Below are 26,453 nucleotides of genomic sequence, written 5' to 3' on the forward strand. Positions count from 1 at the left end.
TGATAAACAAATGAAATGTTCTAAGGCAACAGATTATGCATTACACGCTTTATTATTTATGATTAAAAGTAATGGTGATTCAAAAAGAATACCAGTACAAGACTTAGCAGCCGCATTGAAGGTTTCTACCACTTATTTATCTAAAATTTTAACACGCCTTGTAAAAGCTAGAATCATTTCAGCAAATAGTGGTGCCAAAGGCGGCTATCAATTAAAAAAGGGATGGCAAGATGTTTCAATTTATGAAATCATTGTAACTATAGATGGCAAAAAAAGCTTGCTAGAAGATAGTTTTAGCCATGGTGAAGGTTGTTCTATTAAACAAATAATGGATGAAGCAGAACGTAGTTTAATAAATAATTTAGAACAAAAAAAATTAAAGGACTTGGCTTAAGGCTAAGTTCTTATATTATTCGATTAATTATAGATATTAAGAGTCTTTAAAAGTCGTAAAGGAACAGAATAAATGGATTATGAAATCATAGTTATTGGTGGCGGTCCTGCTGGCTTAAGTGCAGCATTAAATTTTGGAAGAGGTATAATGCATACATTGGTTATCGACGAGGATAAACCGAGAAACAAAGTGACATCAGAGTCACATGGTTATTTAACGCAAGATGGTATTTCACCAATTCAATTCAAACAAAAAGCAAAACAAGATATTGCTAAATACAAAGATGTATCATTTTTAGCAGAACGTGTTACAGATATTAAGCAAAATGATGAAGGATTTGAAGTTTCTACTCAAGGACAATCATTTAAAGCAAGACAAGTGTTACTCGCAACAGGTTTAAGAGAACGAGGACCAGACATACATGGTTTCAATGATTTTTATGGACAATCTATATTTTATTGTCCATGGTGTGATGGCTATGAAATGCGTCATCGTAAGTTGGCTGTCATTTATTTAGATAAGATGATGACACGTATGGTGAAATTATTAAGCAACTTTTCAAAAGATCTTATTGTTTTTACAAATGGTGAAATTGTTACATCCGAAGACAAAGCTTGGCTTAAAGCTAAAAAAATTGATATATATACCGAATCCATTGCTAATTTAAGTGGCAAAGATGGTCAATTGACTCGAGTTACATTGGCAAACGGTGATAAAGTTGAAGTTGGAGGGGCATTTAGCCAAATGCAATGGGATACTCATTTTGATTTCTTGGAAAATTTGAGTTTAAAGCGTGATGAAAATGAAAAAATTGAGGTTAATGTATTTGGTGAAACTTCGATTAAGCATTTTTATATTGCAGGAGAAACAAAAGATAAATTTGCGGGTCAAATTATAGATGCAGCAGCTAATGGTGGTATGGTTGCTAAAATGATAATGATGACGCAAATCAATGAAGATTTTTAAAAATAAATTTTATGATATAAATGATTAACGCTTTATATCTATGCCTTGAACATCTTATTTGATAAACTAAAAGATAAGTAAAATATATAAGGGGCTGAAGAAATATGCATGATACGTTAATGAGTGTCCAAATCATTCCAAAAACTGCTGATGGTGAAGATGTTATACCTTATGTTGATGAAGCTATAAAAATAATTGAAGATTCTGGTTTGACTTATAGAGTAGGGCCATTAGAAACGACAGTACAAGGTGAGATGAATGAATGCTTGATCTTGATTCAAAAATTAAATGAGCGTATGGTTGAATTAGAAATACCGAGTACGATTAGTCAGGTTAAGTTTTATCATGTCCCTGAAGGTATTACAATTGAGACACTTACTGGAAAATACGACGAAATTTAAAAATAGATAATAAATGATTTTACGATTCAACATATCAAGATGTTGAATCGTTTTTGTTTATTTGGCAAGACTTTTTGCACTTTGGGCTTAAATTTAATATAATGAAGTAATGATTATGGATAAAGTTATAGAACTTTGAACGACTAGGTTGAAATACCAAAATATAAAATATATTTTTAAAACACTTGTTCTTAGTTTATATGATATAGAAAGGATTTTGTAGAGTGAATGAAGAACAAAGAAAAAGTACTTCTATAGATATTTTAGCCGAACGAGACAAAAAGACTAAAGATTATAGCAAGTATTTTGAGCATGTGTATCAGCCACCAAGTTTAAAAGAAGCACGTAAACGCGGTAAAGAAGAAGTGAACTATAACCGTGATTTTCAAATAGATGAAAAACATCGTAATATGGGTCAAGGGAAGACCTTCTTAATTAAAACATATGGTTGCCAAATGAACGCTCATGATACAGAAGTCATGGCTGGTATTTTAGGCGCTTTAGGTTATACAGCAACAGAAGATATCAATCATGCTGATGTGATTTTAATTAACACATGTGCAATACGTGAAAATGCGGAGAGTAAAGTGTTTAGTGAGATTGGTAATTTAAAACACTTAAAACGAGAAAAACCAGAAACAGTTATCGGTGTATGTGGTTGTATGTCACAGGAAGAATCAGTAGTTAACAAAATTCTTAAATCATACCAGAACGTTGATATCATTTTCGGAACGCATAATATTCATCGTTTACCAGAAATTTTAGAAGAAGCTTATTTATCAAAAGCGATGGTTGTAGAAGTATGGTCAAAAGAAGGAGACGTAATTGAAAACTTGCCTAAAGTAAGAAAAGGTAATATTAAAGCTTGGGTAAATATTATGTACGGTTGTGACAAATTCTGTACTTATTGCATTGTGCCTTTTACAAGAGGTAAAGAACGTAGTAGACGTCCAGATGATATCATTGCTGAAGTGAGAGATTTAGCGCGTCAAGGTTATCAAGAAATTACGTTGTTGGGTCAAAATGTTAACGCATATGGTAAAGATATAGAAGGCTTGGAATATGGTTTGGGTGACTTATTAGAAGATATTACACAAATTGATATACCAAGAGTGAGATTTACTACAAGTCACCCTTGGGACTTTACGGATCGTATGATTGAAGTTATTGCGAACGGAGGCAATATTGTACCTCACGTACATTTACCAGTTCAATCAGGCAACAACGCAGTATTAAAAATTATGGGGCGTAAATATACACGTGAAAGCTATTTAGATTTAGTAGATAGAATTAAAACGAAGATACCTAATGTTGCATTGACTACGGATATTATTGTTGGTTATCCAAATGAAACTAAAGTACAATTTGAAGAAACTTTAACATTGTATGATGAAGTTGAATTTGAACATGCATATACTTATATTTATTCACAAAGAGATGGTACGCCAGCAGCGAAGATGAAAGATAATGTGCCTTTAAATGTTAAGAAAGATAGATTACAACAATTAAATAAAAAAGTAGCTTATTATTCAGAACAAGCTATGAAGCAATATGAAGGCAAAGTAATCCAAGTATTGTGTGAAGGTGCCAGTAAGAAGGATGAAACTGTGTTAGCGGGCTATACTTCAAAAAATAAACTTGTTAACTTCAAAGCACCTAAAGAAATGATAGGTAGACTTGTAGATGTACAAGTGGACGAAGCGAAACAATTTTCATTAAACAGTACGTTCTTACGTGCGAGTGAAAAAGCAGTGGTGACTCAATAATGTATGAAAAAGATGATATATTAGCTGAAGCAAATCGCATTAGTGAACGAATTCAATCATTAGATACAGTTAAAGACTATCACACTGTAGAACAACAAATTCATTATAATAAAAATATTGAACAACGCATGAAAGATTTGAAGAAAACACAAAAACAATCCGTAAACTTACAAAATTATGGTAAAACAGAAGCGTTAAAACAATCTGAAGGTAAAATACAAGGTATTGAGCAAGATATTAATGTATTACCTATAGTGGAAGAGTTCAGAGAATCACAAACTGAAGCCAACGATTTATTACAAATGATGATAAGTACAATGTCTGATCGTTTAAATCAACATGAACAAAATGAGGATTAGCATGTAATGTACTTTCAGGAAAGGAATGAACCGAATGAAGACAATTAAGACGAAAAGGTTAACTTTAACCGCAATATTAATCGCTATCAACGTAGTGTTGAGTAGTATCATTGTCATTCCGTTAGGGCCTATTAAAGCAGCACCTATTCAACATTTAATTAATGTACTATGTGCCGTGTTTGTCGGTCCTTGGTTTGGTCTAGCTCAAGCATTTATATCTTCTGTATTACGCATGATTTTTGGTACTGGTAGCTTCTTCGCCTTTCCTGGAAGTATGGTAGGTGTACTACTCGCAAGTGGTTTTTACCATTACCGTAAACATATCTTTATGGCTGCGGTAGGTGAAGTGATTGGGACAGGTATTATTGGTAGTATAATTTGTATTCCATTAGCCTGGATACTTGGCTTTTCAAACTTTGCTATTAAACCATTAATGTTAGCATTTATCGTTTCTAGTATTATTGGTGCTATCATCAGTTATATATTATTAATGATATTGAAAAGAAAAGGCATATTAAAACGTTTCTTATAAGCTATGTCAGGTTGTCGGTACGAGATTAAGACTCAAATAACTAATCATTAAGTGATTGAATGATAAGAACATCTTAGCTTATTCTAATTTTATTTTGACAAAATAGGATTAATAAGGATTTATAGTATACATAACCCCCCCCCCACACTATGCCAGTAGTGTGGGGAGTTTTTGTTGGTGTAGCTAATGTTTACTATTTGTTATCACGTTCAGGTAACCAATATGCAAAACACGTAATAGGAGAATTACAATTACTGTGGTTGCAATGTTAACAATGATATCTAGCATAAAGAACACTTGCTCTCTACAGTCACATTGATACCACAGAGTTAGATAACACCTTATTACCTGCAAATACATATAACGTATAGGTATCTATATAGTTTAAATACGTAAAACCAGGATTTTTATAAGAACACATATAAAAGTGTTTGATAATAATTAAGCTTTATCGCTATGATTGAATAAATAGGCGTAATATCTAAAGTTATGTTAAAATTTAAGAGTTAAATTAACTAATGAAGGTAAAGAAAATTAAATGAAAATGGATAGCATTAAAGAGGTTTTCGGTACGAATATGAATTCGAAAACACGCTCAGTGCATAGTTTTAAAATGTGTACTATATGATTACACATATATATTCAAATATACAATAATCAATGAATTTAATGTTTAAAAAGTAAGAAACTAATAGAAGGATTGTGAAATATCAAAATGACTAACCAAACTCCCATGATGCAACAGTATTTAAAAATAAAATCACAATATCAAGATTGTCTATTATTTTTTAGATTGGGCGATTTTTATGAAATGTTTTTCAATGATGCAAAAGAGGCGTCAAGAGTATTAGAAATCACTTTGACGAAAAGGGATGCAAAAAAAACGAACCCAATACCAATGTGTGGTGTACCTTATCATGCGGCAGATGGCTACATCGAAACATTAATTAGCAATGGATACAAAGTAGCTATATGTGAGCAAATGGAAGACCCAAGACAGACTAAAGGTATGGTTCGTCGTGAAGTTGTTAGAATCGTTACACCTGGAACGGTAATGGATAAAGGTGGCGTTGATGAAAAACAAAACAACTATATATTAAGCTTTGTCAAAGATAACGTTGCTTATGCATTAAGTTATTGTGATGTCTCTACTGGAGAATTGAAAGTTACACATTTCGAAGATGAAGCCACGTTAATGAATGAAATTACAACTATTAATCCTAACGAAATCGTCGTAAACGAAAACATCGATGATGATTTAAAACGACAAATCAGTTTAACAACTGAAACCATAACGGTATTATCCGAAATTTCAGATGCACAATATAGTGTGAATACTATGACCGAACGCAACTTGTTTAATGCGACACAATTGTTGTTAGATTATATATATCACACGCAAAAAAGAGATTTATCCCATATTGAAGCGGTTGTTAAATATGAAGCGATAGATTTTATGAAAATGGATTTTTACGCTAAACGAAATTTAGAATTAACAGAAAGTATTCGATTAAAAACTAAAAAAGGAACATTGCTCTGGTTAATGGATGAGACTAAGACGCCAATGGGGGCCAGACGATTAAAACAGTGGGTTGATAGACCACTTATCCATAAAGCACATATAGAATCTCGCTTAGATACAGTAGAACAGTTTATTAATCATTTTATCGAAAGAGATACATTAAGAAATTATTTAAATCAAGTTTATGATATTGAACGCTTAGTAGGCCGTGTAAGTTACGGTAACGTAAATGCACGCGATTTAATTCAGTTGAAACATTCTATTTCAGAAATCCCAAATATTAAAAATCTACTTAATGATTTTGATGAGCAGATGACTGCACAATTTAAAGCTCTAGAGCCTTTAGATGAATTACTTGGCTTACTAGAAGAAAGTTTAAAAGAGGAGCCACCAATCTCTGTAAAAGAGGGCGGCCTTTTTAAAGCTGGTTTTAATAGTGAGTTAGACGAGTATTTAGAAGCATCTAAAAATGGAAAGTCATGGCTAGCTGAATTACAGTCTATAGAACGCCAACGTACAGGCATTAAATCATTAAAGATTAGTTTTAATAAAGTGTTTGGTTACTTTATTGAAATTACTAGAGCAAACTTACAAGGTTTCGATCCTACAGCATTTGGTTATCATCGTAAGCAAACATTATCTAATGCAGAACGCTTTATCACAGATGAATTAAAAGAAAAAGAAGACATTATTCTCGGTGCCGAAGATAAAGCAATCGAATTAGAATATCAATTGTTTGTTCAACTAAGAGAAAAAATTAAGACCTATACAGAACGTTTACAAAAACAAGCAAAAGTTATATCAGAACTTGATTGTTTACAAAGTTTTGCAGAAATTGCCCAAAAATATAACTATGCACGTCCAACTTTTAGTGAGGATAAAACACTACAATTAACAAATTCACGACATCCAGTCGTCGAACGCGTGATGGACCATAATGATTATGTGCCAAATGATTGTGAATTAGATCAAGATACATTTGTATATTTAATAACTGGCCCTAATATGTCTGGTAAATCCACATATATGCGTCAAGTAGCAATAATTAGTATTATGGCTCAAATGGGAGCATATGTACCGTGTGAATCAGCAACACTCCCAGTTTTTGACCAGATATTTACAAGAATAGGCGCCGCGGATGATCTTGTATCAGGTAAAAGTACGTTTATGGTTGAAATGTTAGAAGCACAGAAAGCACTCGCACATGCGACAGAGAATAGTTTGATTATTTTTGATGAAATTGGAAGAGGTACATCGACATACGATGGATTAGCACTTGCACAGTCGATGATAGAATACGTTGCAAATACGTCTCATGCTAAGACACTATTTTCTACGCATTATCATGAATTAACAACTTTAGACCAATCTTTATCTTGTTTGAAAAATGTGCATGTAGCAGCAAACGAATATAAAGGTGAACTTATCTTCTTGCATAAGGTTAAAGATGGTGCAGTAGATGATAGTTATGGTATTCAAGTAGCTAAATTAGCACATTTACCCGATGAAGTAATCTCACGTGCGCAAGTAATATTAGATGCGTTTGAACAGACCGATAAACAAGGTAATCAAGTCGTAGTTAATAAACTTGAAGTAGATCCAAGTGCTCAAAATGAGCAATACTCAAGTGTAGAAGAAGCAACTGGAACATATCCTGTGCAATCTGAATATGCAAAACAGAACGATAATAATAATCAATTTGAACAAACAGCATTTGAACTATTTGATGCGCCGGTCGAGCAATCTGAAATAGAAAATGAAATTAAGACGTTGAATTTATCTAACATGACGCCGATAGAAGCATTAATTAAATTAAGTGAATTACAAAAACAATTGAAATAGAGGTGAAGTCAAATGGGTAAAATTAAAGAGCTGCAAACATCATTAGCGAATAAGATTGCTGCTGGGGAAGTTGTCGAACGTCCAGGCTCAGTAGTCAAAGAGTTATTAGAAAATGCCATTGACGCCCAAGCGACTGAAATCAATATCGAAGTTGAACAATCTGGTGTAGCATCCATACGCGTCGTTGACAATGGTACGGGTATTCATATAGAAGATTTAGGTCTCGTCTTTCATCGTCATGCAACAAGTAAACTAGATGCGGATGATGACTTGTTTCACATTCGTACACTGGGGTTCCGTGGGGAAGCATTAGCAAGTATCTCTTCGGTTTCCAAAGTGACTTTGAAAACATGTACAGATAATGAAGAAGGTCAAGAAATTTACGTGGAAAATGGTGAAATTCTTAACCAAAAACCTGCAAAAGCGAAACAAGGTACAGATATATTAGTAGAATCATTATTCTATAATACACCAGCGCGCTTAAAATATATTAAAAGTTTATATACTGAATTAGGTAAAATTACAGATATCGTAAATCGTATGGCAATGAGTCATCCAGATATTCGTATTTCGCTTATTTCGGATGGCAGAAGGATTCTAAAGACAAATGGTTCAGGACGCACAAATGAAGTGATGTCAGAAATATATGGAATGAAAGTGGCTAAAGATTTAGTACACATCTCTGGTGAAACGAGCGACTATCATTTAGAAGGCTATGTCGCTAAACCAGAACATTCACGAAGTAATAGACATTATATTTCTATTTTTATTAATGGTAGATATATCAAAAACTTTTTAATAAATAAAGCAATTTTAGAAGGTTATCATACACTGTTAATGATTGGCAGATTTCCGATTTGTTATATAAATATTGAAATGGACCCGATACTTGTCGACGTCAACGTCCATCCAACTAAATTAGAGGTACGTTTATCTAAAGAAGATCAGTTGTTTGCATTGATTATAGAAAAAATACGAGAAGCTTTTAAAGATCGCATTTTAATACCACAAAATGATATGAATAAATTGACGCAGAAAAATAAAGTGTTGGATAAATTTGAACAACAGAAAATTGATTTTGAGAAACGCAAACAGCAAAAAGATGCTACATCTTCATCGAATTTGAACTTTGATCTTGATGATAATCAGCCCAATGAAACAAATCAATCTTTAGATAATACAAACTCAATTCCGGATACATCTTCAGATGATTCTTATTCAGTGCAAGAATCGACTTATGATTATGCTAAGACACAACGCGATATTTTGACTGATATGGAAGAACAAGATATCGCTGATACATCAACACTTTCTGATGATGTAGCTGAAACACCTGATATTAAAGGAAGTATCAGTAGCACCCCTTCACAGCGTGTGCCATATATGGAAGTCGTGGGTCAAGTTCATGGGACATATATTATCGCACAAAATGAGAACGGCATGTTTATGATTGATCAACATGCCGCACAGGAACGAATTAAATACGAATATTTTAGAGAAAAAATAGGTGACGTCTCTAATGAAATACAAAATTTATTAATTCCTTTAACTTTTCATTTCTCCAAAGACGAGTTGATGATTATCAATCAGCATGTAGAAGAATTAGATAAAGTAGGCGTGCACTTAGAACCGTTTGGTGGTAATGATTATATTGTTGATAGTTATCCAGTTTGGTTTCCTGCTGCTGAAGCAGAAGAAATTATTAAAGATATGATTGAGTATGTCTTAGAACATAAAAAAGTGAATGTGAAAAAAATACGAGAAGAAGCTGCTATTATGATGAGTTGTAAGAAATCAATTAAAGCAAATCACTATTTAAAAAATAATGAAATGGCAGATTTAGTGAATCAATTGAGAGAAACAGAAGATCCATTTACATGTCCACATGGCAGACCGATAATCATTAATTTTTCAAATTATGAATTAGAACGCTTATTTAAGCGTATTATATAGGAGGTTAGTGGATGAAGCCATATATTTTACCGGCTATTCGCTCAATGAAAGATTTAGAAAAACTGATACAGACAGATTATAAAGAATGTGTATTATTAGATACGCATATAGGTCATATCAAAAGTATTATGGAATTGATGAAAAAGAATAATATAGAAGTGTATATGCATATCGATTTAATTAGAGGTATGAGTCATGATGAATTTGCTTGTGAATTTATCATTCAGAACTATCATCCGAAAGGCATTGTTTCGACAAAAACGAAGGTTATAAACAAAGCAAAAGCGTTGAATACGACTACCGTTTTCCGTGTGTTTATTCTAGATAGTCATGCATTAACTAGAAGCATCGATCTTATTAAACGTGTTGAGCCTGACTTTGTTGAAGTGTTGCCAGGTGTAGCAACAAAGGCAATAAAAATCATTAATGAAGAGACGAATACATCTGTGATTGCTGGTGGTTTGATTAATGATGTGGAGGAAGTTGAAGTTGCGGTAAAAAATGGAGCGAAATATATCACTACAAGTGATCGGGATTTATGGTAATAAAACTAAATCACTTAAATTAACAGTCGTTCTATTCAAAAATAAAGATTGAATGATTTTGACCATAATGTAATTGTCTTAATAGAATTAGCTATTTTAGAAACAGATTAAATCATTTTATTAATGTATGATCTTTTCTAAAGCTTATAGCTAATTCTTTTTTTACCATTTTTTAATTATTAAGTAACAATCTATGTAATTTAAAAAACTAGGGGGACATTTAATAATAAAACCGAGAGAATTATTAAGAGGGGGACACTGTTGCAATTGTATCTTTATCTTCTAGTTAGCGGGAGAAGATTCTATTATTACAAATAAGGGTGTTAGATAAAGTAGAAGGCATTGTTTTTGGCAAACCATTTAATAAAATTTATTATGAAGCGTATGAAAATGAGATATTAAAAATTGTTAGAAAAAGTGAAAATCCAAACATTTCAATTTTATATAATTTATCATTTGGACATAATGAGCCCAAGCACAGTGTACCTTACGACTTATCAGCAAAAATCAATTGTTATACTAAGCGATTCGAAATTAAAGAAAGCGCTGTTATTGATTTTTAAATTGTGTCAATTTTTTACAAAAAAGATTGACAACGCTTTCAATAGAGGTGTAAGATAAATACAAGTTAATAATTAGAACAGAGATGGGAGATTTCTACAGTCATTAAACCAGTGGATTAACACTGGACATAATTGTAGGAATCTTTTTGTCTTTTTTAGGAGGAGTCTCTATGAGTGTATATTTTGCTGAATTATTGGGAACAGCAATATTAGTATTATTTGGGGGTGGCGTTGTTGCCAACGTTAATTTAAAAAGAACTAATGGTAACGGGGCAGATTGGATTGTAATTGCTACAGGCTGGGGGCTTGCCGTAACTATGGGCGTTTATGCTACAGGTGAAATATCTGGCGCACATTTAAATCCGGCCGTAACATTAGCGTTCGCAATGGATGGTGCATTAAGCTGGAGTATGGTACCTGGATACATTATTTGCCAAATACTGGGTGGTATCATTGGTGGTACTTTAGTTTGGTTAATGTATTTAGCACAATGGAAAGCAACTGAAGATAAAGATTCAAAATTAGCTGTGTTCTCTACAGCACCAGCAATAAAAAATTACTTTGCCAATTTTTTAAGTGAAATTATCGGTACTGCTATTTTAACAATGGGCTTATTATTCATTGGAATGAATAAAATAGCTGATGGTTTAAATCCATTAATTGTTGGTAGTTTAATCGTTGCGATTGGTTTAAGTTTAGGTGGTCCAACTGGTTATGCCATTAATCCTGCTCGTGATTTAGGACCACGTATTGCACATGCCATTTTACCAATTGCTGGAAAAGGTAAATCAAATTGGAGTTATGCAATTGTTCCAGTATTGGGGCCTATTACTGGTGGTATGATGGGTGCGGTTATTTATAGATTATTCTACAAAGGTGCGTTTGATATGATGTCTGTTGTATCAATCGTGTTGTTAATTGTAACAATTGCGCTTGGAATCGCTTTAAATAAAGCAAAAAGTGCAAAAGGTATCGAAACAATTTATTAAATAAGTTTTAACTGTCCTGTTTATACGTTAAAATATAAACAGGTCTTATATTATAAAAAAATAAATAATATGAATATGTTTGTTGAATTATTAAAAAGGAATGTATACAGATAGGTTGCCGGGAAACACGCATTATTTATTCAACAAGTATACTAAAAGGGAGATTATCAATATGGAAAAATATATTTTGTCAATTGACCAAGGTACAACGAGTTCAAGAGCGATTCTTTTTGATCAAGATGGGAAAATCCAAGGCGTAGCACAACGTGAATTCAAACAATATTTTCCTAAATCTGGTTGGGTAGAACATGATGCAAATGAAATTTGGACGTCTGTATTAGCAGTTATTGCTGAAGTACTTAACGAAGAAAATGTTGGTGCAGATCAAATCGCTAGTATTGGTATTACAAACCAACGTGAAACAACCGTAGTTTGGGACAAACATACATCACGCCCAGTCTATCACGCAGTTGTTTGGCAATCACGTCAAACACAAAGTATTTGTCAAAACTTAAAAGAACAAGGTTTAGAAAATAAATTCCGTGAAAAAACAGGTCTTTTATTAGACCCTTATTTTGCAGGTACAAAAGTAAAATGGATACTTGATAATGTTGAAGGCGCAAGAGAAAAAGCTGATAATGGTGACTTACTATTTGGAACAATTGATTCATGGTTAGTATGGAAATTATCAGGTGGGCAAGCACATATTACAGATTATACCAACGCAAGTCGTACATTAATCTACAATATTCATGATTTAGAATGGGATCAAGAATTATTAGATATTTTAGAAATTCCGAATTCGATGCTTCCTGAAGTAAAACAGTCTAGTGAGGTTTATGCTAATACAGTTGACTATCATTTCTTTGGTAAAGAAGTGCCGATTTCTGGTATCGCTGGTGACCAACAAGCAGCACTATTTGGCCAAGCATGTTTCGACCGTGGTGATGTGAAAAACACTTATGGTACGGGTGGATTTATGTTAATGAATACAGGAGAAGAAGCTGTTGCTTCTAAGAGTGGTTTATTAACAACTATTGCTTATGGTCTAGATGGTAAAGTTAATTATGCACTTGAAGGTTCTATCTTTGTTTCAGGTTCTGCAATTCAATGGTTAAGAGATGGATTAAGAATGATCAACTCAGCACCTCAATCAGAAAATTATGCAGAACGTGTTGAATCAACTGAAGGTGTATATGTCGTTCCAGCATTTGTTGGCCTTGGTACACCATACTGGGATGCAGAAGCCCGTGGCGCTATTTTTGGACTGACACGTGGTACTGAAAAAGAACATTTCATCCGAGCAACTTTAGAATCATTATGTTACCAAACGCGTGATGTATTAGAAGCGATGGAAAAAGATTCTGGAATCACTGTGAATAATTTACGCGTCGATGGTGGTGCAGTTAAGAATAATTTCATTATGCAATTCCAAGCTGACCTCTTAAACGTTGGCGTTGAGCGTCCAGAAATTAATGAAACAACAGCGTTAGGTGCAGCATACTTAGCTGGACTCGCAGTTGGTTTCTGGGATAGCAAAGATGAAATTGCTAATCGTTGGAAATTAGAAAAACAATTTAATCCAGACATGGAAGAAAAAGTAAGAGAAAAACATTATAAAGGCTGGAAGAAAGCTGTAGAAGCAACTCAAGTCTTTAAATTAGACGATGAGTAAAAAAATTAGACTTAAAAGTGTTATCTATGCTACAATACGGGTAAGTTAATAATATCGAGATGAGAAATGAGAGATTCAATTCGTACAATTATATATGTATGGGATGAATCTCTCTTTTTTTAATACTTTAGGAGGCGCTAGATTTATGAGTTTATCAACTTTAAAAAGAGAACAAGTTAAGAAAGAATTGAAAAATGACGCTTATGACGTTGTGATTATCGGTGGCGGAATTACCGGAGCTGGGATTGCTTTAGATGCCAGTAACAGAGGTATGAAAGTTGCTTTAGTAGAAATGCAAGACTTTGCACAAGGTACAAGTTCACGCTCTACTAAATTAGTACATGGTGGATTACGTTATTTAAAACAATTACAAGTAGGCGTTGTAGCAGAAACTGGTCGCGAACGTGCGATTGTTTATGAAAATGGTCCACATGTAACAACACCAGAACGTATGTTATTACCATTGCATAAAGGTGGATCTATGGGTAAATTTACTACATCGTTAGGTTTAGGCGTTTATGATAGATTAGCAGGTGTTAAAAAAGCTGAACGTAAAACAATGTTAAATGCAAAAGAAACACTTGCAAAAGAACCACTTGTTAAAAAATCTGGTCTTAAAGCTGGCGGTTCATATGTTGAATACCGTACAGATGATGCACGATTAACTATCGAGGTAATGAAACGTGCTGAAGAAAAAGGCGCTACTGTGATTAACCATACAAAATCTGTGCATTTCACATATGATTCAAATGAAACAGTTAATGGTATTCAAGTAGAAGACCAAATTAGTAATGAAACATACCCAATTAAAGCTAAAAAAGTTATCAATGCAAGTGGACCATGGGTAGACGAAGTACGTAGTGGTGACTATGCACGTAACAATAAAAAATTACGCTTAACAAAAGGTGTTCATGTTGTCATTGATCAATCTAAATTCCCACTAGGTCAAGCTGTATACTTTGATACAGAAAACGATGGTCGTATGATTTTTGCTATTCCACGTGAAGGTAAAGCATATGTTGGTACAACTGATACTTTTTATGACAATGTTAAGACATCACCATTAGTTAACCAAGAAGATAGAGATTATTTAATTGAAGCAATTAACTATATGTTCCCTGACGTTAACGTATCTGATGAAGATATCGAATCATCATGGGCAGGTGTAAGACCACTTATTCTAGAAGAAGGTAAAGATCCTTCAGAAATTTCTCGTAAAGATGAAGTTTGGGAAGGTAAATCTGGATTATTAACAATTGCAGGTGGTAAATTAACTGGTTACCGTCACATGGCAGTAGAAATTGTTGATTTATTAGCAAAACGCCTAAAATCAGAATATAAACTTACTTTTGATAAAGCGGCAACAAAACACTTAACAATCTCTGGCGGAGATGTAGGCGGCAGTAAAAACTTTGATAAATATATTGAACAAAAAATTGAAGAAGCAAAAGCTTATCAAATAGACGAAGCGACTGCACGTCACTTTGTATCTAAATATGGCTCAAACGCTGAAGAATTATTCAAAATTGCACAAACTGCGCAATATCAAGAAACTGGTTTACCGTTAGATATCTACACAGAATTAATTTATTCAATTCAAAATGAAATGGTTCACCGTCCAACTGATTTCTTTATCCGTCGTACAGGTAAATTATATTTCAAAATTGATGATGTATTAAATTATAAAGAACAAGTAATCGATGTAATGGCTGAATTATTAGGTTATACAAATATTCAAAAAGAATTATACACAAATGAATTAGAAACTGCGATTAAAGAAGCACAAACTGGTAATAACCAACCATCAGTTAAAGCGTAAATATTTATAAATATGAAAACTGGCGACAAGGTTCTTAGAACTTTGTCGCCAGTTTTCATTTATCTATCTCAAATATACCTTTAAGTTATTTTATCACATAATATGTACAAATATCTTTTTCATTGAAGATGGTAGATAAATCTAAAAAATAGGGAGTTTGCCATTTTTGTGTTTTTAATGCATTCTTGTTTAAATTTGATTCCCAATTTGGATAAACGCGCATTGCCATTTTTCCTTTGTATTTGGCTGATGTTATTACACCATGTTCTAACAAAATTTGTTTTGGGAAAATAAATTGTCCTTTATAAGCACCATCTATAACATTAATAACCAAGTTATCTTTAGAATCCTCCCAATTAAAAGGAATATTTTTACCTAATTCATTTTTTGCCAAATAGCAACGAAATAACCAGTTTTTTTAGGCGTTTTCTTAGCTAACCTACTTTTAAAAGTATGATGAGCTAATTTAAAATTAAAAGCCTCATATTCATGATTCCATTTTTCAACTTCATAATTTTTATTAATAAAATTACTGACTATTTTATTAATTTCATCCATTAACTTTTTAGAAATATAATTATTAAGCATAATAAACCAACCGCTTCTAACCTCTTAACAACTTCCCACAAATGACTGTCTGGATCTTGAAAGTAACCTGAATAGCCCCCCAAAAAAGTATCATGAGGTTCTACTGTAATTTGTGCTCCAGCTTTTCTTGCTTGTTCAATAACTTGGTCTACTTCTTCTTTACTTTCTACATTATGTCCCAAAGTGAATTCCGTTGGGCTAGTAGCACTTTGTTTCAATTGAGTATCATATGCTATATTTTTTACGTTCGAATACTGCGAGTGTTAAAACCGAAGTTAGTTTAAAAAATGCAACTGTACCATTTTCGAATTGTTCTCCTACGATACCTTCTGTTGCAAATCCTAGCCCATTTTTATAAAAATGCACTGCGCTATGCAAATCGTCTACACCCAAAGTAACTACTGATATCCTAGATTTCATAAAAATACCACCAATATAAATTTTATTTTTTGATTAAATGAAGTTCAAAGATTTCAATTAAATCTAAATAAAGTATATAAATGCATGCTGTCGATAATATTGTATTAATGTTTTAATGGTAAATTACTGTGTTGAAAGCATTAATATACCTAATATAACTATAAAAATATAAATCCATTTTTCAAAATGTTTATGGTGAGTCTTTTTCGATAAATACTTACCAAATAAAACAGCAAGAAGCAATATAGGTAAAGTAGCTAAGAATAATTGAATGGTTTGACTCGTCCATATACCACCTAACAATTGACCTATTACAACAAAAATAGCTGTTAATAGAAAATGAGCTTGAATAGTACTTTTAAAGTCTTTAATATGCCATTGACTTAGCGTTCCAAAAATAACGATTGGTACACCATGAGAGTTATAAACGCTGCCTAGCACACCAGAAATAAGTCCTGCCAAACTTTCCCATATAGAAGATGTAAGTTCGATTTTAGAGTGGTGGGATAGAAAAATGGTCTTGATAAAAGCATAAATACCATAAATGATTAGAAAAATAGCTAACAGTAATTGGATTTTTCCGGTATCAAAATGATGTAGTATCCATATGCCCACGGGTATACCTATTAAACTACCTGACATCATGACTGCCAAAGTTTTATATTTAATATGTCTCATTTCAGTGAATATATTAAGTAAAGCTACAGTTAGACCAGCGACACCAACCAAAGATATAGCTGTTTTTATATCTAAACCTATTAAAGCTAATAAAGGCATGCTAATTAAAGCTTCTCCAAAGCCAAAGTATGTACGTACTAAAGCACCTAAGAATATAGATAATAATATCAAAATAAAAATTGTTATATCCATTAGATGTCCCCCTCGATGAATTGTTCTCTGTTTTATATTTTATGACCGGCATAATTAACTCAATACTTGATTTTGAGTATAACATTTTTAAAACAGAATTATATTAGGTTTCTAATGATTGTTGCATTTGTTTTTAATATATCGTTGTCTAGAGGTTAACGTTTTTCATTCTATTTGATAACATTGAATTTTGAGGGTATATTGTATAGTATAAGAAGATTGAAATGATGCATGAGTTGGGGGGCTATCACATGAGTCAAAAGAAATTTAAGATTACTGTTGAAGATGGCAGAATGTTAGAAGTGAAATTAGATAAAGCCAAACATGAAACAATAGGTGTCGTGCATTTGCTTCATGGCATGGCAGAACATATGGGAAGATATGATGAACTTGTTGAATCGTTTAATCAACAAGGATATGATGTATTACGACATAACCATAGAGGTCATGGTAAAGAAATAAATGAAAAAGAACGTGGACATATAGCTGATATATCGCAAGTTGCGGATGATACATATGAAATTGCTCAGACTATGTGTACACACTACACGAACATCCCATACATTATGATTGGTCATTCTATGGGTTCTATTATAGCACGTACATTTGTTCAAAAATATCCTGATGCAGCTCAAGGTTTAATTCTTAGTGGTACAGTGCAACACCCAAAATATTTAGGTATATTCATTGCTTTATTAATGAAAATTATTACTTTAGTATTAGGAAAACGACGTCGATTGAAGTGGATGAATCGATTAATGTATAAATCATTCAATAAAGACATTAAAAATCAAAAAACTTCAAGTGATTGGTTATCTAGCGATACACGTGAAGTGGCTAAATTTATAAAAGATCCGAATACAGGTTTTTTGGTTTCTAATCAACTCATATACCAAATAATAAAACACGCAGTAACGACAAGTCGTGTGAAAAATATCAAAAAAATGAATCCAGAAATTCCTGTACTGCTCATATCAGGCAAAGATGATCCGTTAGGTGGCAAAGGTAAAGGCATTAGAAAACTAGGGAAATTATATAAACGCTGTGGCGTGAATCATGTAACAGTTCATTTATATAAAAATAAACGACATGAAATTTTATTAGAGAAGGATTTTGCTATTACATGGAATAACATGTATGAATGGATTGAAAAGCAAATTTTGAAAAAGATGAATAGAAATAGCAAATAAATAAAGAGAGTTGATATACACGTGCATAACGATAAGCCTTTTTTAATCGTACTTGTAGGACCGACTGCTGTAGGAAAGACAGAATTCAGCATTGAATTAGCGAAAAAATTTAATGGTGAAATTATCAGTGGCGATTCAATGCAAGTATACAAACATATGGATATAGGGACAGCAAAGATTACGCCAGATGAAATGTCAGGTGTGCCACATCATATGATAGATATATTAGAACCAAATGAAGCATTTTCTGCTTATGATTTTAAAAATAGAGCTCAGAAATTAATAACTGAGATTACTGATAGAGGATGTGTGCCTATAATTGCTGGAGGTACTGGCTTATATATTCAGTCTCTGATTCACGATTATGCTTTTGAAGATGAAACAATCACAGAAGAAGAAAGTGAAGCAGTAGATAAAAAATTAGCGGAATTAGATCAACTATCAAATGAAGCATTACATCAATATTTAACATCCTTTGATGGCGAATCAGCAGAAGACATTCATCCTAATAATAGAAAAAGAGTGCGCAGAGCAATACAATATTATTTAAAAACAAAAAAACTTTTAAGTTCTCGTAAGAAAGTTCAACAATATACTGAAAATTATGATACATTATTATTAGGGATAGAAATATCGCGTGACATATTATATCAAAAGATAAATAAACGCGTAGATATAATGTTGGAACGTGGTTTGCTTGATGAAGTGAAACGACTCGTAGATGCGGGATATGAATCATGTCAAAGTATGCAAGCTATAGGTTATAAAGAAATGTTGCCTGTAGTGAAGTGCGATACAAATAAAAATGATGCAATAGATAAATTAAAGCAACATTCTCGAAACTATGCAAAGCGACAGATGACTTGGTTCAAAAATAAGCTAGACGTAGTATGGTTAGATAAAGAGAAAATGTCACTTTCATCGATGTTAGATGAAGTTTCAGTCCAAATAAAGAAAAGGAGTATAGAACATGAAGACAACAGAAAACATCCAAGATAAATTCCTAGGACAATTTAAGACTGATCAAACAAAAGTGATTGTGTTTTTAATGAATGGTTTTCAAATGAAAGGTATTATTGAGGATTATGATAAGTATGTAGTGTGCTTATTATCTCAAGGTAAACAGCATTTTATTTATAAACATGCAATCAGTACGTTTACAATTGATGATGCACCTCAAACATCATAATCAGAAAATATGTAATTAAAAGTTAAAAACGAAATAAACAACACTAGATATCAATTAATCTAGTGTTGTTTCAAAAAACCAACAAAGTCTCCCATTTTGTTGGTTTTTTTATGCACGCTTCCTCGGTCAACGACTTAGCCTAAAGTTTTCAGCTAGTGCTTCCCGCAAGATTTGGCCCAAATCAATGATAGATAAATTGAAAGAAGATTTTAAGGTGCGAAAGTGCATCATAATTTGAAATAGACATGGTATAGAGGGAAAAGTTTCGGTACATACACTTTAATTTTTATTTATTATGAAATATAAGGAAAATAACTATGTAACCTGTGAACAGGAGAGAATTGGTCTGAAATATCACATTTTATATTTCAAAATTGAGATATAAAAAGACAAACCAATGCCTTTAAAGGCATTGGTTTGTCTACGTTCCTAGGCTAAACTAGATTTATTTATAAATTGTGTAATGTGTAATATTGTTTCGAAAATCATAGAATCTTAAAATTATAATAATGCTTCAATTTCTGACTTGATTTGGTTAGGTTTTTTCTGTGGAGAAAAGCGTTTTACAACTTTACCATCTTTATCTACTAGGAATTTAGTGAAGTTCCATTTGATTTTTTCATTGAAGACACCATTCTGTTCTTTAGTTAAAAATTCAAATAGTGGGTGTTGATTTTCACCTTTGACATCAATTTTTTCATGCATTGGGAAAGTAACACCGTAATTAATTTTACAGTTTTGTGTAGCTTCTTCACCAGTGCCGGGTTCTTGACCTCCAAATTGATTACAAGGGAAACCTAATACTATAAAATCTTGATCTTTATATTTATCATATAAACTTTGAAGTCCTTCGAACTGCGGTGTAAAACCACATTCGCTAGCCGTGTTAACAATTAATATAAGTTGTCCTCGGTAAGCATCTAATTTATACGATTCTCCATTTGGTTTCTGAACTTCTATGTCATATATAGTCATTTTAATTCACCTCTTACAACAAATCTAACATAAATTGGCTCTATAGTCTTTCTATATACACTATGATAGAATAGCTAAGAAAAGAGGTGCATGTTATGACCCAACAACAAACACATAATACAAAAAAAGAATTAGAAACAGCTATTTTAGTTGGAGTACATGCTCAAAATGATGACGAATTTGATTTTGAGTCGACAATGGAAGAATTAGCATCATTGTCAGAAACGTGTCAACTTGATGTTCAAGAACATTTCACTCAAAACAGAACACGTTTTGATAAAAAATATTATGTTGGTAAAGGGAGACTAGAAGATATTCAAGCGTATGTTGAATATCATAATATCGATGTTGTTGTTGCTAATGATGAATTAACGACAGCACAATCAAAAACGCTAAATGAAAATTTAAATGTGAAAATTATCGATAGAACGCAATTAATATTAGAAATTTTTGCATTAAGAGCAAGTAGTAAAGACGGTAAATTACAAGTTGAATTAGCACAACTTGATTATTTAATGCCTAGATTGCAAGGACATGGACGCAGTTTGTCACGTTTAGGTGGCGGTATTGGTACAAGAGGACCTGGTGAAACAAAGCTAGAAATGGACCGCCGTCATATTAGAACGAGAATGAATGAAATTAAACACCAATTAGAAACAGTGGTTGAACATCGGGAGCGTTATCGTAATAAACGTGAACAGAATCATGTTTTCCAGGTTGCACTTATAGGTTATACTAACGCGGGCAAATCATCTTGGTTTAACGTGCTTGCCAATGAAACGACATATGAAAAGAATTTATTATTCGCAACACTTGATCCTAAAACACGACAAATACAGATAAATGATGGGTTTAACTTAATTATTTCAGATACAGTTGGTTTTATTCAAAAGTTGCCAACAACATTAATTGCAGCTTTTAAATCAACCCTTGAAGAAGCAAAAAATGCGGATTTATTATTACATGTAGTTGATAGTAGTCATCCTGAGTATAGAGCACAATATGATACGGTGAATGGAATTGTTGCTGATTTAGATATGGCACAAATCCCGCAAGCTATTATATTTAATAAAAAAGATTTGCATGAAGGTGCAACTCCAACAACGAATAAGCCCTCGGTATTTGTTTCTAGTCGAGATGAAGCAGATATAGACAAAGTAAAACAATTGCTATTTGATCAAGTGAAAAAAACACTTACGTATTATGAAGAAACTGTACCAAGTGCGAATGCGGATAGATTATACTTTCTCAAACAACACACACTCGTGTCAGAATTAATATTTAATGAAGATGATGCGACTTATGAAATTAAAGGATATAAAAAAGAATAGAAGGAAGTAATGATTAATGGAAGATATGAAACAGCTGATTGCTGATACAGAAGAAACGTTAGCGCCATATTTTAGAAATATTGAAGCAACAGCATATGTTAATCAGGAAAAAGTATTAGATGCATTTCATGCAGTTAGAGCAACTGAAAATGATTTACAAGGCACTACAGGTTATGGTTATGATGATTTTGGTAGAGACCATTTGGAAGAAATTTATGCACATGTTTTTAAAGCGGAAGATGCTATTGTCAGACCACAAATCATTTCAGGTACTCATGCGATAACGATTGCTTTACAGAGCACATTAAAATATGGTGATGAACTGTTATATATAACAGGAAATCCTTATGATACTTTATTAGAGGTTATTGGCATAAATGGGAACGGTATTGAAAGTTTGAAAGAATATGGTGTGAGTTATAATAAAGTTGATTTAAAAGATGATGAGATAGATATAGAAGAAGTAATGAATCAAATCAAACCACAAACCAAAGTTATTGCAATTCAACGTTCTAAAGGATATGACCAACGACCATCTATTAATTTAGAAGTAATTGAGAGCGCAATTCAAGCGATAAAAACGCAACATCCTGACGTGATTATTTTTGTAGATAATTGTTATGGCGAATTCGTTGAAACGCATGAACCGATAGAATGTGGTGCAGATTTAATTGCTGGATCATTAATTAAAAATCCAGGTGGTGGCTTAGCTAAAATTGGTGGTTATATTGCCGGCAAAGAATCCTTGGTTGCTAGATGTGGGTACCGTTTAACTGCACCTGGTATTGGTAAAGAAGCGGGTGCATCCCTTAACTCATTACAAGAAATGTACCAAGGTTTTTTCTTAGCACCCCATGTTGTTAGTCAAAGTTTAAAAGGCGCATTGTTTACGAGTCTACTATTAGAAAAAATGAATATGCGTACAAAACCAAAATACAATGTTCCGAGAACGGATCTTATACAAACAGTTGAATTTGATACAAAAGAGCAAATGATTCAATTCTGCCAAAGTATTCAACAAGCTTCACCGATTAATGCGCACTTTAAGCCGGAACCTGCTTCAATGCCAGGCTACGAAGATGATGTTATTATGGCTGCTGGTACATTTATCCAAGGCTCGTCTATTGAATTATCAGCTGATGGTCCAATTCGACCCCCTTATGAAGCTTATGTACAAGGCGGCTTAACATACGAGCATGTGAAATTGGCAGTAACAAGAGCTGCAGCAAATCTTAAATCACAGCAATTGATATAAAATGAAGTTGAAATCCATACATTTTATCAAACATACAATTTAGAGTAATATACTTGCTAATTATGTGAATTCAGATAAAATATATGGATTTTTTTGAACAAATTAAAGGAATTTTCTAAAAACTAATTTGATTTATAAGTGTTGATAAGGCGAACGTTAGTGGTGCCAACGGTTCAAAGGTTATGTAAGGAAACCTAACATATTTTTGAAATTATTGAAAAGTTATGCTAAATTTAGAACAAGTTCAAAAATAGAGGTGAGGGAATTGGAGTCAAACGATACATTAAGACGCAATATGCCTGTATTCTCTATCAGTGTTGTAACTAAATTGAGTGAATTAACCGCAAGGCAAATTCGCTACTATGAAACACATGAACTGATTAAACCACAACGTTCAGAAGGCAATAAGAGGCTCTTTTCATTAAATGATTTGGAACAACTTTTAGAAATTAAAAGACTGATTGAAAAAGGATTTAATATCAAGGGTATTAAGCAAATTCTTAATGAAGAGCAAAGTCATCTTTCTGATGATGAACAAGAAACAAGAAAACAAATGATAGTTGAAGCTACCCAGAAATCACAGCGAGATGCGATACCGATAAATCGTGGTGATTTATCACGTTTTATCAAATAATATTAACGGGGGACATTTACAATGCCAAAACGTACATTTACTAAAGAAGACATTCATAAGTTTGCTAAAGAAGAAAATGTAAGATATTTACGCTTACAGTTCACTGATATTTTAGGTGTAATTAAAAACGTAGAAGTACCAGTTAGCCAACTAGAAAAAGTATTAGATAATGAAATGATGTTTGATGGTTCTTCAATTGAAGGTTTTGTTCGAATTGAAGAGTCAGATATGTATTTATACCCAGATTTAGATACATGGGTTATCTTCCCATGGACAGCAGGACAAGGAAAAGTTGCACGACTCATCTGTGATGTTTATAAAACAGACCATACACCATTTGAAGGTGATCCACGTTCAAACTTAAAACGTGTCTTGGAAAATATGAGAGAATTAGGTTACTCTGATTTGAATTTAGGGCCTGAGCCAGAATTTTTCTTATTTAAATTAGATGAAAAAGGTGAACCAACATTAGAGTTAAATGATAATGGTGGATACTTTGACCTTGCACCAACTGATTTAGGAGAAAATTGCCGTCGTGATATCGTATTAGAACTTGAGGACATGGGCTTTGATATTGAAGCGAGTCACCATGAAGTTGCTCCAGGTCAACATGAAATCGACTTTAAATATGCAGATGCTATTACAGCTTGTGATAACATCCAAACGTTTAAACTTGTTGTAAAAACAATTGCACGTCAACATAATCTACATGCGACGTTCATGCCGAAACCTTTATTTGGTGTTAACGGTAGTGGAATGCACTTTAACATGTCACTATTCAAGGGCAAAGAGAATGCATTCTATGATCCAGACGGCGATATGGAAATGACAAAAGATGCTTATCATTTCATAGCAGGTACTTTGAAAAACGCACGTGGCTTCACAGCTGTATGTAATCCTTTAGTTAACTCATACAAACGTTTAGTGCCAGGTTACGAAGCACCATGTTATATCGCTTGGAGTGGTAAAAACCGTTCACCATTAATCCGTGTACCAACTTCTCGTGGGTTATCTACACGTGTTGAAGTACGTTCAGTAGATCCAGCTGCCAATCCATATTTAGCATTAGCAGCACTTTTAGAAGCTGGTTTAGATGGTATTAAAAATAAATTAGAAGTTCCAGAACCAGTTAACCAAAATATTTATGAAATGAATCGCGAAGAACGTGAAGCTGTTGGTATTGAAGATTTACCTTCAACTTTATATACTGCTGTTAAAGCAATGAAGGATAACGCGCCGATTAAAGACGCTTTAGGTAATCATATTTATAATCAATTCATTAACTCTAAATCAATCGAGTGGGATTATTATAGAACACAAGTTTCTGAATGGGAAAGAGAACAATACCTTAAAGAATACTAGGTGCTAGGCAAAAGGGATAATATCAGTAATATCAACAACTCGGGTCATTCTAAATGAATGATTTCGGGTTGTTTTTTTGCACTCATTTAATTTTAGGAAGTGTTTTGGGTGCATTTTAGGTGCAAGTTTTAAAATATTTCTTTTTCTTGAATGAACTTTTCAAAATCTTCTTTTGCTTTATGGTTCATATTTTCTGTTACATGACTATATATTTGTTCAGTCACGCTCATTGTTTTATGACCTAATCTTTCTTGAATTACTTTCATAGGTACATCACTTTCTAATAACAACGTCGCGTGAGTATGTCTTAATTTGTGAATGCTTAAACCTTTTTCTAAACCTAATATACTTTCTGTTACATGTTTCATAGTATTGTGAGTTGTACTTCGAGGAATAGGGTCACCAAATGAATTACAAAATATAAAATCATGTGAGTCATTGTAAATATCTTCATTGACTATTCTGTTAGCATTTTGTAGATATTTCAATTTAGTTAGCTCTTTTGCCAATTCATCTGTTATATATATTGTTCTATCTTCTTTATTCTTAGTAGGGTTCCATCTGTCGTTTTTTTGATCATAAGACTTAGTAATTGATATAGTTTTATTTTTCTTGTCATAATCAGTCCAAAATAAAGCGTTAGCTTCACCCACACGTACGCCTGTTTCTACCATAAATCTAAACATATAATACTGATAGACATCACGTTTTTTTACCGCTGCTAAAAATGGTTTTATTTTTTCTTTAGGTATATATTGTGCTTTGTCTGGATTTTTTAAATCTCTATGTTTCAATTCTACGTTATCACATGGATTAAAATGTAGAATGCGGTCATAAACAGCTTGTTGCAAAGCTCGGTTTAGAAACGAATGAGATTTTTTAATCGTTGACTTACTGTATCCTTTTTCTATTAAGTCATTTATAAACTCTTGGTGTAATGATGATGTTATTGATTTTATAGGGATGTTCCCATAAAATTTTATCACTCTCATTTTAGAAAATTTTTCTATTTCAATTGTGCTTTGACTAAGTTTATCGTTGCGCCAAGTTTTTAAATAATACTCCATCCAGTCATCTAATAAATAATATTTTTGTACTTGCATACCTGTATTCAGAGAATTCTCTAATTCAACAGCTGCACGTTTAGCTTCACTCTTAGTTCTAAAACCACTTTTAGAGATGGATTTTCTATCTCCTTTTTCGTTATGATAAAAAACTCTACATCTCCATTTAGAACCTCTTTTTTCAATTTGTGCCATTCTATCACTCCTTTTAGAACTGTTATTTGGTAAAAAAGATAAAAATATATAGGG

24 protein-coding genes and 2 pseudogenes are annotated in these 26,453 nt (G+C 32.8%); 21 read left to right on the forward strand and 5 right to left on the reverse strand.

The features are described 5' to 3' along the window. Nucleotides 1-10 precede the first annotated feature (10 nt). From ACA31_RS03880 to ACA31_RS03940, 14 genes are all read left to right on the forward strand, one after another. Nucleotides 11-394 (forward strand): RrF2 family transcriptional regulator, encoded by a 384-nt coding sequence (locus ACA31_RS03880; protein ID WP_057512060.1) that lies wholly within the window; start codon nucleotides 11-13, stop codon nucleotides 392-394. A gap of 72 nt (nucleotides 395-466) precedes the next feature. Further along, nucleotides 467-1,360, forward strand: a complete 894-nt coding sequence (locus ACA31_RS03885; protein WP_057512061.1) for an NAD(P)/FAD-dependent oxidoreductase — start codon at nucleotides 467-469, stop codon at nucleotides 1,358-1,360. Between the two features lie 104 nt (nucleotides 1,361-1,464). Then, nucleotides 1,465-1,761 carry a thiamine-binding protein gene (locus ACA31_RS03890; protein WP_057512062.1) on the forward strand — a complete coding sequence of 99 codons (297 nt, stop codon included), beginning with the start codon at nucleotides 1,465-1,467 and terminating at the stop codon, nucleotides 1,759-1,761. A gap of 224 nt (nucleotides 1,762-1,985) precedes the next feature. Next, on the forward strand, nucleotides 1,986-3,527 hold the full coding sequence (gene miaB / locus ACA31_RS03895) for a tRNA (N6-isopentenyl adenosine(37)-C2)-methylthiotransferase MiaB (protein ID WP_057512063.1): 1,542 nt from the start codon (nucleotides 1,986-1,988) through the stop codon (nucleotides 3,525-3,527). Next, nucleotides 3,527-3,886, forward strand: a complete 360-nt coding sequence (locus ACA31_RS03900; protein WP_057512064.1) for a RicAFT regulatory complex protein RicA family protein — start codon at nucleotides 3,527-3,529, stop codon at nucleotides 3,884-3,886. The genes miaB and ACA31_RS03900 overlap by 1 nt, the downstream gene beginning before the upstream one ends. 34 nt (nucleotides 3,887-3,920) lie before the next feature. Next, on the forward strand, nucleotides 3,921-4,418 hold the full coding sequence (gene thiW, locus ACA31_RS03905) for an energy coupling factor transporter S component ThiW (protein WP_057512065.1): 498 nt from the start codon (nucleotides 3,921-3,923) through the stop codon (nucleotides 4,416-4,418). A 149-nt stretch (nucleotides 4,419-4,567) separates the two neighbouring features. Continuing rightward, nucleotides 4,568-4,690, forward strand: coding sequence for a hypothetical protein (locus ACA31_RS13555; protein WP_301335869.1), 123 nt, complete (start codon nucleotides 4,568-4,570; stop codon nucleotides 4,688-4,690). Nucleotides 4,691-5,154: 464 nt separating this feature from the next. Continuing rightward, nucleotides 5,155-7,782 (forward strand): DNA mismatch repair protein MutS, encoded by a 2,628-nt coding sequence (gene mutS / locus ACA31_RS03910; RefSeq protein WP_441296193.1) that lies wholly within the window; start codon nucleotides 5,155-5,157, stop codon nucleotides 7,780-7,782. 12 nt (nucleotides 7,783-7,794) lie between these two features. Continuing rightward, nucleotides 7,795-9,735 (forward strand): DNA mismatch repair endonuclease MutL, encoded by a 1,941-nt coding sequence (gene mutL, locus ACA31_RS03915; protein ID WP_057512067.1) that lies wholly within the window; start codon nucleotides 7,795-7,797, stop codon nucleotides 9,733-9,735. A gap of 11 nt (nucleotides 9,736-9,746) precedes the next feature. Continuing rightward, entirely contained in the window at nucleotides 9,747-10,280 is a 534-nt protein-coding gene (locus ACA31_RS03920) for a glycerol-3-phosphate responsive antiterminator (protein WP_057512068.1), read from the forward strand. A gap of 314 nt (nucleotides 10,281-10,594) precedes the next feature. Beyond that, complete coding sequence (locus ACA31_RS03925; RefSeq protein WP_301335881.1) at nucleotides 10,595-10,843, forward strand: hypothetical protein; 249 nt, start codon at nucleotides 10,595-10,597, stop codon at nucleotides 10,841-10,843. A 170-nt stretch (nucleotides 10,844-11,013) separates the two neighbouring features. Then, nucleotides 11,014-11,832, forward strand: coding sequence for an MIP/aquaporin family protein (locus ACA31_RS03930; protein WP_057512070.1), 819 nt, complete (start codon nucleotides 11,014-11,016; stop codon nucleotides 11,830-11,832). 172 nt (nucleotides 11,833-12,004) lie between these two features. Then, the gene (gene glpK / locus ACA31_RS03935; RefSeq protein WP_057512071.1) at nucleotides 12,005-13,507 is read left to right on the forward strand and encodes a glycerol kinase GlpK; all 1,503 of its coding nucleotides are present in this window, start codon (nucleotides 12,005-12,007) and stop codon (nucleotides 13,505-13,507) included. A gap of 145 nt (nucleotides 13,508-13,652) precedes the next feature. Further along, nucleotides 13,653-15,326, forward strand: a complete 1,674-nt coding sequence (locus tag ACA31_RS03940) for a glycerol-3-phosphate dehydrogenase/oxidase (RefSeq protein WP_057512072.1) — start codon at nucleotides 13,653-13,655, stop codon at nucleotides 15,324-15,326. A gap of 85 nt (nucleotides 15,327-15,411) precedes the next feature. Here ACA31_RS03940 and ACA31_RS03945 read toward each other — a convergent pair. From ACA31_RS03945 to ACA31_RS03955, 3 genes and pseudogenes are all read right to left on the reverse strand, one after another. Beyond that, nucleotides 15,412-15,914, reverse strand: a pseudogene (locus tag ACA31_RS03945) (MepB family protein). Then, nucleotides 15,884-16,334 (reverse strand): annotated as a pseudogene (locus tag ACA31_RS03950) (VOC family protein). The pseudogenes ACA31_RS03945 and ACA31_RS03950 overlap by 31 nt, the downstream one beginning before the upstream one ends. A 123-nt stretch (nucleotides 16,335-16,457) precedes the next feature. Further along, nucleotides 16,458-17,204, reverse strand: a complete 747-nt coding sequence (locus ACA31_RS03955; protein ID WP_057512073.1) for a sulfite exporter TauE/SafE family protein — start codon at nucleotides 17,202-17,204, stop codon at nucleotides 16,458-16,460. A gap of 251 nt (nucleotides 17,205-17,455) precedes the next feature. Here ACA31_RS03955 and ACA31_RS03960 point away from each other — a divergent pair, with 251 nt between their 5' ends. Genes ACA31_RS03960 through hfq form a run of 3 tightly spaced genes read left to right on the forward strand, consistent with a single transcriptional unit; the run spans nucleotide 17,456 to nucleotide 19,583 of the window. Continuing rightward, entirely contained in the window at nucleotides 17,456-18,394 is a 939-nt protein-coding gene (locus tag ACA31_RS03960) for an alpha/beta hydrolase (RefSeq protein WP_057512074.1), read from the forward strand. Between the two features lie 21 nt (nucleotides 18,395-18,415). Next, the gene (gene miaA / locus ACA31_RS03965) at nucleotides 18,416-19,393 is read left to right on the forward strand and encodes a tRNA (adenosine(37)-N6)-dimethylallyltransferase MiaA (protein ID WP_057512075.1); all 978 of its coding nucleotides are present in this window, start codon (nucleotides 18,416-18,418) and stop codon (nucleotides 19,391-19,393) included. Continuing rightward, nucleotides 19,365-19,583 carry an RNA chaperone Hfq gene (gene hfq, locus ACA31_RS03970; protein ID WP_057512076.1) on the forward strand — a complete coding sequence of 73 codons (219 nt, stop codon included), beginning with the start codon at nucleotides 19,365-19,367 and terminating at the stop codon, nucleotides 19,581-19,583. Before miaA ends, hfq begins: the two co-directional genes overlap by 29 nt. Nucleotides 19,584-20,084: 501 nt before the next feature. On the opposite strand, the gene ACA31_RS03975 is transcribed toward hfq, so the two are convergent. Further along, nucleotides 20,085-20,558, reverse strand: a complete 474-nt coding sequence (locus tag ACA31_RS03975) for a glutathione peroxidase (RefSeq protein WP_057512077.1) — start codon at nucleotides 20,556-20,558, stop codon at nucleotides 20,085-20,087. Between the two features lie 95 nt (nucleotides 20,559-20,653). Here ACA31_RS03975 and hflX point away from each other — a divergent pair, with 95 nt between their 5' ends. The 4 genes from hflX (at nucleotide 20,654) to glnA (ending at nucleotide 25,140) form a co-directional block, all read left to right on the forward strand. Next, entirely contained in the window at nucleotides 20,654-21,889 is a 1,236-nt protein-coding gene (gene hflX, locus ACA31_RS03980; RefSeq protein WP_057512078.1) for a GTPase HflX, read from the forward strand. Nucleotides 21,890-21,905: 16 nt separating this feature from the next. Further along, nucleotides 21,906-23,144 (forward strand): methionine gamma-lyase family protein, encoded by a 1,239-nt coding sequence (locus ACA31_RS03985; RefSeq protein WP_057512079.1) that lies wholly within the window; start codon nucleotides 21,906-21,908, stop codon nucleotides 23,142-23,144. 265 nt (nucleotides 23,145-23,409) lie between these two features. Next, on the forward strand, nucleotides 23,410-23,778 hold the full coding sequence (locus tag ACA31_RS03990) for a MerR family transcriptional regulator (protein ID WP_082587047.1): 369 nt from the start codon (nucleotides 23,410-23,412) through the stop codon (nucleotides 23,776-23,778). Between the two features lie 21 nt (nucleotides 23,779-23,799). Continuing rightward, a complete protein-coding gene (gene glnA / locus ACA31_RS03995) occupies nucleotides 23,800-25,140 on the forward strand; it encodes a type I glutamate--ammonia ligase (protein WP_057512080.1) in 1,341 nt (446 codons plus the stop codon). Nucleotides 25,141-25,268: 128 nt separating this feature from the next. Here the strand turns inward: glnA and ACA31_RS04000 are convergent, their stop codons facing one another. Continuing rightward, complete coding sequence (locus ACA31_RS04000) at nucleotides 25,269-26,399, reverse strand: tyrosine-type recombinase/integrase (RefSeq protein ID WP_057512081.1); 1,131 nt, start codon at nucleotides 26,397-26,399, stop codon at nucleotides 25,269-25,271. Nucleotides 26,400-26,453 lie beyond the last annotated feature (54 nt).

The sequence above is a fragment of the Staphylococcus sp. NAM3COL9 genome, from assembly GCF_001431205.1.
Lineage (GTDB): Bacteria > Bacillota > Bacilli > Staphylococcales > Staphylococcaceae > Staphylococcus.